Raw genomic sequence first — 12,832 nt, forward strand, 5'->3', positions numbered from 1 at the left:
GCGCGCCCGCGCCCGGCGGCGGCCCCCGTGCGCCGCCCGGTCAGCAGCGGCTGATCGACGAGTTGTTCAACGTGACGTTGCTGATGGTCAGGTTGTCCACGCACGGGTTCTCCACGATCCGGTTGTTGACCAGCGTGAAGTTGCGCAGCGTGATGTCGCGGGTGCCGGGGAACTCGGTGCGCTCGGCGAGCCGCACCTCGCCGCCGCCGCTGATCGTGCCGCCGCCGGAGGCGATGTTCACCCCGTAGCAGTTCTCGATCAGGATGGCGTTGTTGCCGGTGTTGGCGATGTCGACCCGGTCGATCGCCGCCCCGCCGGACTCGGAGACGCAGAAGATCCCCCGGCCACCGCCCCGGGCCCGCACGGTGCCGACCCGGACGTTGGTCGGGTAGCTGTCGCCGATGCGGCCGTTGCGGTTGGCCATGCGGAACGCCGCGTAGCCGGTGCCGGCGCCGGCGTTCTCCGCGTCCACGGTGGTGACGGTGGCGTTGATCGTCTGGTTGAGCAGCAGCCCCGACTCGCCGACGTTGCGGGCGGTGACGGTGCCGATGGTCAGGCCGTCGACGCCGTAGGTCTCGACGGCGTGCGAGCTGGCCCCGGAGACGTAGACGTTGTCGATGCGCACGTTGCGGGTCCACTGGCTGGTGTCGCCGCGGTTGTCGATGCGGACGCCCAGGCCGGCGGTCAGCCGCATGTCGATCTGCCCGAGGACCACGTTGGTGACGTTGCGCAGGAAGATCCCGTACAGCGGGCTGCCCGTGACGGTGAGGTGCTGCACCTCGACCTGCGTGGTGCCCCGGGAGTAGATCGGCGCCTGGTCGCCGGAGCCGGTGCCGGTCACGTTGATCGTGCCGCAGACGTCGATGGCGGTGTAGCTGGGCAGCGAGATCCGGGAGCCGGCGCTCATCGAGCCGGAGCCGCGTACCACGACCCGCTGCTTGCTGGTGCGCCCGGCGGTCAGGCTGTTCACGGCGGCCTGCACGGCGGCGCGCAGGTCGGTGCCGGTGTGGACGGTGCTGCCGCCGTTGCGGACCGTCCAGGTGCCGCCGCTGAGCACCGCCTCGGCCTGGAACGAGCCCGACCCGCAGTCGGCGGCGGCGCCGCCCACCCGGACGAGCTGCCACTGCTGGTTGGCCCCGCCCAGGTCCTGGTACTGCGAGATCATGCCACCGTCGGCGGTGGACCAGCCCCACACGTCGAGGGCCTTGCCGGAGTGCCGGTTGACGAACCGGACGTGTCCGCCGTCGGAGTCGGCCAGGCCGAAGTGCTGGCGGGTGTTGCCGCTGACCGCCGGGTTCTGCACGAGCGGCGTGCCGTCGACGGCGTTGGGCAGTTCGAGGACCTTGCCGCTGTGCACGGAGCGGATCTGGTAGTAGCCGCCGCCCACGTCCACGAAGCGCCACTGCTGCACGGCGAGGTCGTTGCGGGCGTACTGGTTGACCGGCGCGCCGTCGGCGGTGGACCAGTTGTAGAGGTCCATGGCCTTGCCGCTGTGCCGGTTGACGAACACGTACGTCGCGCCGGTGTCGACGGTGGCGGCGGAGGCGGCCTGCGGGCCGACCGCCACGCTCGCACCGACCAGGGCGAGGATCGTCGTGACCAGCAGGACCAGGCGTGGCGACCTGCCGCGCGCGCTCACGGTCGGCATCGGGCCTCCTTCTCGGGACGGTGGCGGTGCCCGCGGCCCGCCGGGCCCGGGCGGGTTTCGCTGGCGTTCGCCCGGCCGGTGGCGGTGGCGGTGGCCGGGCGACAGGGACGCCCTCATTGGTTCAGGTCAATGCGTTGTCACGATGCTGTCGAGGGCGTCGGCGGATGTCAAGGGCGTCGCGACGGGCGGGAAAGGGCTTGCCCGGCCTGGCGGGCCCCGGACGTTGCGCCGAGCGACTACCGTTCGAATCTCCTTCGTCACCCGACGAGCGACGTGAGGTGGGTTGCGTGAACGAGGACGGCGTTGCCGTGGACGGGCCGGAGAGCCTGGTGCCGTTGCGGGTCGACGGGCATGTCGTCTACCTGTCCACCGGGGTCCTGCGGGCGGGGGCGTCCAGCGACGAGGCCGAGGTCGCCGCCCGTCCGGCCAGCCTGGACGAGGCGCTCGCCGGGCTGGCCGCCTTCGCCGGCAAGGTCGCCGACTCGCTGCGCGGGGCGGACGTGACCCGGCTGTCGGTCGAGTTCAGCTGCGAGTTCGCCGTCGAGTCGGGCAAGTTCGTGGCGATCCTGGGCAAGGCCTCGGCCAAGTCCGGCGTCAAGGTGGGCCTCGAGTGGGAAAAGCCGACGACCTAGCGACCGCGGTCGACGCGAGCTGGGAGGAACTCCTCCACGCCGCCACGGTGGCCATCGAGGTGCCGTCGCCGTCCGGGGGCCCGCCGAGCCGCGGCACCGGCTTCCTCGTCGCCCCGGCGACCGTGGCGACCTGCGCGCACGTGCTCGCCGCCGACGGGCAGCCGACACCGGAGACCGCGCTCGGGCGGGTGGTCGCCGCCGGGGTCAGCCTCACCCTGCGGATCGTCCCGGACGCCGTCCACCGCAGCCGGGCCGGGCTGGACCTCGCCCTGCTGGCCGTCGACCAGTCGGCGCCGTCGGCCGAGCTGACGCCCGTGCTGTCCAGCCCCGTGATCAGCGTCGGCGACGCGCTCTGGGCGTACGGGCACCCCGACGGCATGTTCCGCAGCGGCCAGCCGGCGACGTTCGTCTACGAGGGCCAGTCGAGACGCAGCGAGGACGACCCGCTGCGCCTGCTCCGGCTGCGCGGCACCCCGGTCACGGCGGGGTTCAGCGGCAGCCCGGTGGTCAACCACCGCACCGGCGCGGTGTGCGGCATGATCTGCACGTCGAGCACCACCGGCAGCGCCCACATGCTGCCCGTCGGCGAGATCGTCGCCCGCTGCGGGCACGCCGACCCGCGTCTCGCCACCGTCCAGCCCCACCACCGGCACTGGCTGAGCCTGCTGACCGACCGGCAGCTCGCCGCCGGCCGGTGGCGCTTCCCCGGCCCCCAGCTACGGGCCTACCTGGCGCTCGCGGAGCGGGCATCGGCCCGGCACCCGTACCGGATGCCCGCGACCACCCAGCTGCCGCCCCTGTCCGCCGTCTACGTCCGGCAGACGACCCGGCTGCACGAGACACCCACGGCGGCGTGGTCGGTGCCCGCGCCGATCCGCCCCGCCGAGGTCGTCTTCGACGGCGACCGGGACGCGTTCCTCGTGGGCGGCGCCGGCGCCGGCAAGTCCAGCCTCTTCCAGGTCGTCACGCGCGATCTGGTCCGGCGTCAGCAGAGCACCGACGTCACCGATGTCCCGGTCCGGGTGCAGGCCACCGACCTGCTAGAGGCGGACAGCCTCGGCGCGGCGGTCGCCCGGAGCGTGCGGGCCGACTTCGGGTTGGCGGGCAACGGCGGGTCCTGGCCCCCGGGCTTCTTCGACGCCCCGCCCATGTCGGACGGGACCTGGCTGGTCCTGGTCGACGGCCTCGACGAGATCATGGACTCCGGCCGGCGGCAGGACGTCCTCGCCTTCCTCGCCGCCCACCGGGCGACGCCGCGCAGCGTGCACCGGTTCGTCATCGCCACCCGGCCGGCCGCCGACCTGCACGCCTCGGGGGCGGACTGGGAGCCGCTGCGGTTCGAGCTGCTCGCCTTCGACGAGGAGCAGCGCCGCCGGTTCACCGAGGGCTGGTTCAGCCGCCTCGCGGTCGATCGCCCCGGTGACACCGCCGACGAGTTCGACCGGGAGCTCGACCGGCTCGGGCTGGGGGAGCTGGCCCGCAACCCGCTGATGGCCACCATGCTGTGCCAGCTGTTCGTGGCGAGCGCGCCGCGTCGCCTGCCGCGCGGGCGCAGCAGGATCTTCCACGACTTCGTGCAACTGCTCAGCGAACGCCAGTACAGCGACGCCGACGGCGGGATCCGCCAGCAGGTGCTGCGGCGGCTGCGCCGCTACGGCCGGCAGGCGGAGGAGGCGGGGGAGCGGCTCATCGTCGAGCGCGACGCCCTCATCGGCCGCCTCGCCGCGGACCGGCTGGACGGCGACGCGCAACCGGCCGTCGACAAGCTCGCCCGGTGGACCCGCCACCTGCCCCCGCCGTCGGTGCCGACGGGCACCTGGCGGGACCTGCTCGCCGATCTCCTGCGCCGCAGCGGGGTGCTGCTGGAGCGGGGTGACGACTTCGTCTTCCTGCACCAGACCATCCAGGAGTACCTGGCCGCGCAGGTCGTCGCCCACGACCCCGAACGGGCCGGGCCCGCGTTCCGCGACCTGCTGCAGCGCACGGTGTCGGGCCGGGCGGCGCCCCCGCCCGCCTGGCGGCAGTCCTTCGCCCGGTTCCTGGTCGCGGCGTGGCCGCAGCCCGACGCCGTCGCCTCGGCCCTGCGGGCCATGACGGCCACCGGTGGCCTCGGCGCGGCCCTGTTCGTCGGCGCGCTCGTCGACGACGGCCACGACCTGACCGTGGAGGTCGTGGACAACGCCGTACGGGCGCTGCGTGTCATCGCCCACGACGAGCGCGTACCCGTCGACGACCGGCAGGTGGCCGTCGACACCTGCGTCCACCTCAGCCGGCCCGCCGGAGCCGACCTGGCCCGGGCCGTCGTGACCGACCCGAGGATCGACCGCCGGCTGCGGGTCGGCGCCCTGCGCACGCTGGCCGACCTCGCGCCGCACCCGACGCCGCCCCGCCCCGTCGACCCGGACGGGACGGTCGGCGACGGCGGCGACAAATGGATCATGGAGCAGGTGGCGCGTCTCGTCGACGTCGACGGTCCCGCTCTGCTCGCCGTGGTCGGCCAGGACGAGGCGTTCGAGGGCGGGCAGCGCGTCTGGGCCGCCGACTCGCTCGCCCGTGCGGGCGACGGGCGGGGCCGCGAGCTGCTGGTCCGCCTCGCGCGACACGCGGGCCTGGCGCCGTTGGAGCGCCGCGTGGCCGTCACCGCGCTCGCCCACCTCGACGGCGTCGAGGCAGCGCCCCCGCCCGGTGAACCCGTCCCCGACGCGGCCGCGCCCGGCGCGGCGCGGGCCGGCGGCGCGGAGCCACACCGCGTCTCGCCCGTGCGGCGGCTGGCCCGCCGGATGGGCATCGACGGCCTCCTGGGCGGCGACGCCGCACAGGTCAGCGAGGCCCTCGAACCGGTGGTGGCCGCCCATCGGCAGTGCCACCCCGACGCCGACGTCCTGCTGTTGCAACGCGCGTTTGACACCGCGTCCTGGTGGCACTCCGGCCAGTACCGCAAGTCCGGCGACCCCTACATCACCCACCCGCTCTCGGTGGCAACCATCCTGGCCGAACTGGGCATGGACACCACGACGCTGGTCGCGGGGCTGCTCGGCGACACCGTCGAGGACGCCGCGTACCCCCTGCACCAGCTCCGGGCCGAGTTCGGCGACGAGGTGGCGGCGCTCGTCGACGGGGTGACCAAGCTCGACCGGGTCACGTTCGGCGACGTCGCCGAGGCGGAGTCGATCCGCAAGATGGTCGTGGCGACGGCGAAGGACCCGCGGGTCCTGGTGATCAAGCTGGCCGACCGGCTGCACAACATGCGCACCCTGTCCTTCCTGCCCCGGCCCAAGCAGGAGCAGAAGGCGACCGAGACGCTGGAGATCCTCGCGCCCCTGGCGCACCGGCTCGGCATGAACACGATCAAGTGGGAGCTGGAGGACCTCGCGTTCAGCACGCTGTTCCCCAAGCGGTACGAGGAGATCGCCCGCCTGGTCGAGGCGCGCCGGCCCCGGCGGGAGGCGCTGCTGCGCCAGATCACCGTCAAGGTGGACGCGGACCTGAGGGCCGCCAGGATCCGGGCGCAGACGACGGGCCAGCCGAGGCACATGTACGCGATCTACCAGAAGATGATCGTGCAGGGCCGCGACTTCGCCGAGGTCTACGACCTGGCCGGGGTGCGGATCCTGGTCGACACGGTGCGCGACTGCTACGCGGCCCTGGGTGTGGTGCACGCCAACTGGCCGCCGGTGCCGGGCCGGATCAAGGACTACGTCGCGATGCCCAAGTCCAACATGTACCAGTCGCTGCACACTACGGTCGTCGGGCCCACGGGGCGGCACCTGGAGGTGCAGATCCGGACCCACGCGATGCACCGCGTCGCCGAGTACGGGATCATGGCCCGGTGGCGGCACGGCGCACAGGCGCAGGGCGGCCCCGCGCACGTCGACGAGATGACGTGGCTGCGCCTGCTGCTCGACTGGCAGCGGGAGGCGGCGGATCCGAGCGAGTTCCTCGACGCGTTGCGTTTCGACCTGTCGAGCCAGGAGCTGTACGTCTTCACCCAGAAGGGTGACGTCATCCCCCTGCCGACGGGGTCGACGCCGGTGGACTTCGCGTACGCGGTGCACACCCAGGTGGGGCACACGTGCATCGGGGCGCGGGTCAACGGCAAGCTGGTGCCCCTGGAGTCGAGGCTGTCCAACGGCGACGTGATCGAGATCTTCACGTCGAAGTCCGACACGGCGGGGCCGTCACGGGCCTGGCTGGGCTTCGTCAAGAGCCCCCGCGCCCAGACCAAGATCCGCCAGTTCTTCAGCCTCGAGGGGCGGGAGGAGGCGATCGAGGCCGGCAGGGAGTCCCCGTGCAGCGGATGCTCACCCCCGAGGCGTTGCTGGCGATCGCGCGGGACCTGCACCTGGCCGACGTGGCGTCGCTCTACGCGGCGGTCGGCGACAGCCGGGTATCCGCGCAGTCGGTCGTGCGGCGGCTGATGGCCGCGTACGGGGGCGAGGAGGGCGCGGCGGAGGACATGTCCGAGACCGCCGTGGCCACCCGGCCGCCCCGGGTCCGGATGAACGGCCACGACCCGGGCGTGGTGGTGCGGGGCGTCGGCGACAGGCGGATCAAGCTGGCCCGCTGCTGCACGCCGGTGCCGCCCGACTCGGTCTTCGGGTTCCTCACCCGCTCCGGCGGGGTCAGCGTGCACCGCGACGACTGCGCCAAGGCCGCCGACCTGCGGGCCCAGGCCGAGCGGGTGGTCGAGGTGAGCTGGAGCCTCACCGCCACCTCGGCGTTCCTGGTGGCCATCCAGGTGGAGGCCCTCGACCGGCACCGGCTCCTCGCGGACGTCAGCCGGGTGCTCTCCGACGAGCGGGTCGACATCCTCTCCGCGACGGTCACCACCACCCGCGACCGGGTTGCGGTGAGCCGCTTCAGCTTCGAGTTGGCCGACCCGTTGCACCTGGGGCACCTGCTGGCCGCGGTCCGCAGGGTCGACGGGGTGTTCGACGCCTACCGGGTCACCTCGGGCGTCTGAGCCGCCCCGGTGCGGGGCCGACGCGGCCTCAGTCGTCGTCGGCGACGGCGACCGGCTCGCCGCCGACGCAGCGCACCTTCAGCTCGTGCTCCCCGCCTGGCCCGACGAAGGTGACCTCGACGTCGTCGTCCGGCCCCCGGTCGACGTCGGCGACCCGGTGGTCCTGCGCGGGGGCCCAGGAGACCAGCCGCACCCCGCCCGGGACGCACTCGGCCACGGCCGTGCCACCGGTGGTCGCCAGGACCCGCCGCGCGCCCGGCCCGGTCGGCTCCGGCCCGCCCGACCCGGTCGGCTCCGGCGGATTGGATCCGGTCGGCCCCGGCGCGCCGGGGGAGGGGGCCTGCGTCGGGGAGGCGGCTGCGGTGGACGCCGGGGCGGCCAGCGCCCGCTCGACCTCCTCCTGGCTGCGCACCCCGCCCGGGGTGCCGGTGATGCTCTCCCCGACCAGCCGGATCGCGGCCAGCCCGATCACGGTGGCGAGCACGGCGGTGGCCAGCCACCCCGCGACCGCCAACAACGAACGACGACGCATGCCCCGACTATCCCCGATCGAATGTTGGCCGCGGCGTGGGACGACGCTAAGGGACGGTTAAGAACGCCGGCCGCCGCCGGCCGGTGCGGCTAGCCTCGTCGTGTGCCCCGCCTGCTGCTGATCGAGGACGACCTGACCATCCGCACGCCGCTGGTGCGGGCGCTGCGGGACCGGGGTCACGCGGTGGCCGCCGCGTCGACCGCGATGGACGGGCTGCGCGACGCCCTGGACAACCGGCCGGACCTGGTCGTGCTCGACCTGGGCCTGCCCGACCTGGACGGGCGGGAGCTGCTGCGGATGCTGCGGGCGGTCAGCGCGGTGCCGGTCATCGTGGCCACCGCCCGGGACGACGAGACGGAGATCGTCCGGGTCCTCGACGCCGGCGCCGACGACTACGTGGTGAAGCCGTTCACCGCCGCCCAGCTCGACGCGCGGGTCCGCGCGGTGCTGCGCCGCGGCGCGGCCGCCGGGGCGGCGGATCCCACGCTCGTGGTGGGTGGCCTGCGCGTCGACCCGCGGGCCCGGCAGGTGACCCTCGACGGCGTCGCGGTCGAGCTCACCCCGCGCGAGTTCGACCTGCTGCACCACCTCGCCGCCCGGCCCGGCGAGGTGGTCACCAAGCGGGAGCTGCTCACCGAGGTCTGGCAGATCCCGTACGGCGGCGCGGACAAGACCGTCGACGTGCACCTGTCGTGGCTGCGCCGCAAGCTGGGCGAGAGCGCCCAGGAGCCCCGCTACCTGCACACCGTGCGGGGCGTGGGCGTGCGGCTGGAGCCGCCGGGCGGCGCGGCGTGAGGGCCCGCCTGGCGCTGCTGGCCGCCGCCGTCAGCGTGCTCACCCTCGTGGCGTTCCTCGTGCCGCTGGCGCTGCTGGTGCGCGCCGTGGCCGAGGACCGGGCCACCGTCCGGGCCACCGCCGACGCGCAGAGCCTGGTGCCCGTGGTGGGCACCGCCGACGCCGAGACCATCCGGCTGACCGTCGAGCAGCTCGCCGCCGAGTCGGGCCGCCCGGTCAGCGTCTACCTGCCCGGCGACACCGTGCTCGGCACGCCCGTCCCGCGTACCCCCGCGGTGGCCCTGGCCGAGCGTGGGCAGAGCCTCACCGCGGAGTCCGACGCGGGCCGCGAGGTGGTGATCGCCGTGCAGGGCCGGCCGGACGGCACCGGGGTGATCCGCACGGTCGTGCCCCACGCCGAGCTGACGGCCGGGGTGACCCGGTCCTGGCTCGTGCTGGCCCTGCTCGGCGTGCTGCTCGTGCTGGTGGGGCTGGCCGTGGCCGACCGGCTGGCACGCACCCTGGTCCGGCCGATCACCGAGCTGTCGGCGGTGTCGCACCGGCTCGCCAACGCCGAGCTGGACGCGCGGGTCACCCCCGCCGGCCCGGCCGAGCTGCGCGAGGTGGCCGGCGCGCTCAACCACCTGGCCGGCCGCATCCAGGTGCTCCTGGCGCAGGAGCGCGAGCAGGTGGCCGACCTGTCGCACCGGTTGCGCACCCCGCTCACCGCCCTGCGGCTGGAGGCCGAGTCGCTGCCCGACCCGCAGGACGCGGCCCGCATCGCCGCCGCGACGGACGCGCTGGAGCGGGCCGTGACCGGCCTGATCCGCCAGGCCCGCCGCGACCGGTCACCGGCCGCCGCCCCGGCCGCCTGCGACGCGGCGGCCGTGGTCGCCGACCGGGTGGCCTTCTGGTCGGTGCTGGCCGAGGACACCGGGCGGGAGGTCCACCGTGACCTGGCCGGCGGGCCGCTGCCGGTCGGGGTGCCCGCCGACGAGCTGGCCGCCGCGGTCGACGCGCTGCTCGGCAACGTCTTCGCGCACACCCCGGACGGCACCGCGTTCACCGTCCGGCTCGCCCGGCGGGACGGGCGGGTGCTGCTCGCCGTTGCCGACTCCGGCCCCGGCATGCCCGCGGCCACCGTGGCCCGGGGCGCGAGCCCGGCCGGGTCGACCGGCCTGGGCCTGGACATCGCCCGGCGGGCGGCGGAGGCCGCCGGGGGCCGGCTGGAGCTGCGCACCGCCCCCGGCGGCGGTGCGGAGGTGCGGCTCTGGCTCGGCGCGCCGCCGCGCTCCTAGCGCCGCCGCGGCCTTAACCGGGCCTTAGCGTCGGTGCAGCGCGCCGCTATCGCGCCGGGACCGATCCTTCTTGGCAGGAACCACGAGGAAAGGTGCCCGAGATGAAGCGCAACTCCCTGATCATGGCGTCCCTGGGCGGCGCGGCGATGCTGGCGGCGGCCGGGGTGGCCGTCGGCGTCACCGCCGCCGACGACCGGGTGGCCCGCACCACCCTGACCGCCGCCACCGCCGCCCCGGCGGACACCACGACCCCGGGCGACGGCGCGACCGGCACCCCGACCGGTGCTCCCTCGGCCACCGGCGTGCCGTCGGCCACCGGCGCCCCGGCGGAGACCGGCGCCCCGGCCGCCAAGGTCGACCGGCAGCGGGCCGGCGAGATCGCCCTCGCGCGGGCCGGCGGCGGGCGGATCGTCGAGATCGAGGCCGACGACGAGAACGGCCGGGCGGTGTGGAGCGTCGAGATCGTCGACGGGCAGACCGAGCACGAGATCGACGTCGACCGCAACGACGGCACCGTGGTCGACGCCGAGCGGGAGCCGGTCGACGCCGACGACGACCACGACGACGCGGACGACCGCGACGACCACGGCGACGACGCCGACGACCGCGACGACGACTGAGCCGGCCGGTAACGGCACACCCGTGCGGGCCGTCCCGGTGAGGGGCGGCCCGCACGGGTGTGTCCGGCCGCTAATCGGGCAGGGGAATACCGGACCTGCCCGAGCCGACGACCCGCCTCGGCTGGCGCGCCCGACGGCGGTAGGTGTGGAGGCCGAACAGCAGCAGGACCAGCAGCGAGGCGGCGGCCCCGGAGGCGAGCGCGAGCCGGGAACGGTCCACCTTCGCCGCGGCCGCCGCCGGGACGACACCGAAGCTCACCTCGCCGGTCGCGGTCCGCTTCGTCCACCCGCTGGCCAGCGCCAGCCGCGCCTGCCAGGGGCCGTCGGGCAGCCGGCGGTCCAGCGCGACCCGGATCGTGGTCCGGCCGTCGAGCGGGAGCGTCCTCGCCTCGGCCCGCACCGGTCCGACCGACAGCCCGCCGGGCCCGTCGGCCAGCCACAGCTCGCCGGCCAGATCCAGGGCGCGCCGGCCGGTGTTGTGCACCTCGGCGGCGACGAACGGGGTGCCGTCCGCGTCCCGCCCACCCGTGAGCGGAGCCACCTCGAAGCCGGAGGGTGGCTCGCCGCCCGGCCCCACCGACAGGTAGACGCGGATCCCGGCGCGGGCCACCTGCTGCACCGTCTTGTCGCCGCCGCCGGTGGTCTCGGCCCAGACGACCGCGTACCGTTCGCCGGCCTCGGCCCGCTTCGGCACCTCGATGGTGACCCAGACCGTGGTCTCGTCGTCCGGGCCCAGCTCGGCCTGGGTCTCGTCGACGCTGATCCAGCTGCTGAGCTCGTTCTCGGTCCGGCCGGGCGCGAGGACGAAGCCCTCGTCGGTGACCTCCGCCGCCGCGGGGTAGATGTCGACGGTGCGGCTGACCGGTGAGGCGTTCTCCACCACGATGCGTCGCCGGATGGTGGTGCCGGGGCGGACGTGGTCCACGATGTACTTGTGCGCGCGGGTGTCGTCGCGCCGGTTGAGCGGAGCGTCGAGCAGCCGCACGCCGACGGCAGCCGGCACGTCCTCGTCGGCGTTGCCGGGCGAGGGCCGGGGCGAGCCGTCCCGCCCGGGGGCCCGGCCCGGATCGGGCGCGCCCGCTTGCGTCGTGACCGCCTCGACGGGCCCGGCGGTCGCCGGGCCGGGCACGGCCGCCCCGGCGACCGCGAGGACGACCGCCAGCGCGCGGGCGCGGCGGAGTTCATGCCACCGAATGGGTGATCACCCCTGTGTAGGTGCCGCCGACCGCGTCGGCCGGGATGGTGATGCGCAACGTCGGGTTCCAGGTCGCGGAGTTGTTGCCGCTGCCGGAGGTCTTGCTGAACGCCGTGCGCGGGAAGTTCAGCGTCACCGCGTCCGCGGAGGTGAGCTGGCCCGGCACGAACGTGCCGGTGCCCGTGGTGGAGATCGCCGGACCGGACCAGTACTCCACCAGGTTGGGCAGGATCGTCTCCGCAGGGCTGCCGCTGCCGGTGGTGAACGCGGTGCTGCTGACGGTCGCGGTCCAGGTGGCGCTGAGGGCGGCCCGGCTGTCCGTGACGGTGACGTTGCCGAGCTGGCCGTTCACCGTGGAGCCGGCGAACACGGCGCCGAGGTTGACCGAGGGCGGCACCGCGATGTCCAGGTTCGCGGTCGAGATGGTGAAGGTGACGATGGTGTCGCCGGACGGCGCGGCGGCGGCGGGCGCGGCCAGGGCCAGCACGGCGGCCGCGGCGGCGGACAGGGTAAGAAGTGGTTTCCTCATGACCGCGAAGGTAGGGGCCGGCGGGCCGGCCGGCGTGCAGGAACAGGGAAATTCGCCCATTAGGCGACAGAGTGGGTGATAGTGCCCTGGTAGGTGCCCGCGACGACCGTGGCCGGCACGGTCACCCGGATCGTCGGCGCCCAGCTCACCGTGTTGTTGCCGTTGCCGGCGGTCTTGCGGAACGCCTCGCGGGTCACGTTGAGCGTCACCGCCTGGGCCGAGGTGGGCTGGCCCGGCACCAGGGTGCCGCCCCCGGAGCTGTGGACCACCGGCCCGGACCAGTACGCGATCTGCCCGTTGGTGATGGTGCGCTGCGTCCCGCCGCCCGCGGTGGTGAAGGCCGTCGCGCTCACGGTCGCGACCCAGAGGTTGGGATTCACGTTGCCGCGCTGGTCGCGCACCTGGACCGTGCCCAGCTGGCCGGTGAGCACGCCGCCCACGAAACCGGTGCCGAGGTTGGCCGAGGCGGGCACCGTGATGTCGATGCCCACGGTGAGGGCGAGCTGGACGGTGCGGGGCGGGGCCACCCCCTCGACCGGGGCGGCGACCCGGGCGAGGGTCAGGGCGACGCCCAGCGACGCGAGTAACGTAGGCACCTGTCAACTATAGACCGAATTGCCGGAATTAGTCCAATAGGGTGC

Annotated in this window: 9 protein-coding genes and 2 pseudogenes; 6 read left to right on the forward strand and 5 right to left on the reverse strand. The window is 74.8% G+C overall.

Going from position 1 to position 12,832, the window contains the following annotated elements:
- Positions 1–40 precede the first annotated feature (40 nt).
- Positions 41–1,648, reverse strand: coding sequence for an RICIN domain-containing protein (locus tag O7628_RS27905; protein WP_278135113.1), 1,608 nt, complete (start codon positions 1,646–1,648; stop codon positions 41–43).
- 287 nt (positions 1,649–1,935) lie between these two features.
- On the opposite strand from O7628_RS27905, the gene O7628_RS27910 reads away from it, so the two are divergent.
- The 3 genes and pseudogenes from O7628_RS27910 to O7628_RS27920 all read left to right on the forward strand — a co-directional run.
- Positions 1,936–2,280: a CU044_2847 family protein gene (locus tag O7628_RS27910; protein ID WP_278135115.1), complete on the forward strand. Its 345-nt coding sequence runs from the start codon at positions 1,936–1,938 to the stop codon at positions 2,278–2,280.
- Positions 2,281–2,339: 59 nt separating this feature from the next.
- Positions 2,340–2,807 (forward strand): annotated as a pseudogene (locus O7628_RS27915) (serine protease); the annotation flags it as partial.
- Between the two features lie 2,283 nt (positions 2,808–5,090).
- Positions 5,091–7,243: pseudogene (locus tag O7628_RS27920) on the forward strand (bifunctional (p)ppGpp synthetase/guanosine-3',5'-bis(diphosphate) 3'-pyrophosphohydrolase); the annotation flags it as partial.
- A gap of 28 nt (positions 7,244–7,271) precedes the next feature.
- Here the strand turns inward: O7628_RS27920 and O7628_RS27925 are convergent.
- On the reverse strand, positions 7,272–7,775 hold the full coding sequence (locus tag O7628_RS27925) for a septum formation initiator (protein WP_278135116.1): 504 nt from the start codon (positions 7,773–7,775) through the stop codon (positions 7,272–7,274).
- 102 nt (positions 7,776–7,877) lie between these two features.
- Between O7628_RS27925 and O7628_RS27930 the strand changes: the two genes are divergently transcribed.
- The 3 genes from O7628_RS27930 to O7628_RS27940 all read left to right on the forward strand — a co-directional run bounded on the left by O7628_RS27930 (position 7,878) and on the right by O7628_RS27940 (position 10,467).
- Positions 7,878–8,570, forward strand: a complete 693-nt coding sequence (locus O7628_RS27930) for a response regulator transcription factor (RefSeq protein WP_074476467.1) — start codon at positions 7,878–7,880, stop codon at positions 8,568–8,570.
- Positions 8,567–9,847 (forward strand): HAMP domain-containing sensor histidine kinase, encoded by a 1,281-nt coding sequence (locus O7628_RS27935; protein ID WP_178065486.1) that lies wholly within the window; start codon positions 8,567–8,569, stop codon positions 9,845–9,847. Before O7628_RS27930 ends, O7628_RS27935 begins: the two co-directional genes overlap by 4 nt.
- A 101-nt stretch (positions 9,848–9,948) precedes the next feature.
- Positions 9,949–10,467, forward strand: coding sequence for a PepSY domain-containing protein (locus tag O7628_RS27940; protein WP_278135120.1), 519 nt, complete (start codon positions 9,949–9,951; stop codon positions 10,465–10,467).
- A gap of 70 nt (positions 10,468–10,537) precedes the next feature.
- Here O7628_RS27940 and O7628_RS27945 read toward each other — a convergent pair whose 3' ends face one another.
- Genes O7628_RS27945 through O7628_RS27955 form a run of 3 tightly spaced genes read right to left on the reverse strand, consistent with a single transcriptional unit; the run spans position 10,538 to position 12,787 of the window.
- The gene (locus O7628_RS27945; protein ID WP_278135122.1) at positions 10,538–11,596 is read right to left on the reverse strand and encodes a hypothetical protein; all 1,059 of its coding nucleotides are present in this window, start codon (positions 11,594–11,596) and stop codon (positions 10,538–10,540) included.
- Positions 11,597–11,648: 52 nt separating this feature from the next.
- Positions 11,649–12,191 (reverse strand): hypothetical protein, encoded by a 543-nt coding sequence (locus tag O7628_RS27950; protein WP_278135124.1) that lies wholly within the window; start codon positions 12,189–12,191, stop codon positions 11,649–11,651.
- A gap of 59 nt (positions 12,192–12,250) precedes the next feature.
- Positions 12,251–12,787 carry a hypothetical protein gene (locus O7628_RS27955; RefSeq protein ID WP_278135126.1) on the reverse strand — a complete coding sequence of 179 codons (537 nt, stop codon included), beginning with the start codon at positions 12,785–12,787 and terminating at the stop codon, positions 12,251–12,253.
- Positions 12,788–12,832 lie beyond the last annotated feature (45 nt).

The organism is Micromonospora sp. WMMD956 (genome assembly GCF_029626125.1).
Classification (GTDB): domain Bacteria; phylum Actinomycetota; class Actinomycetes; order Mycobacteriales; family Micromonosporaceae; genus Micromonospora; species Micromonospora carbonacea.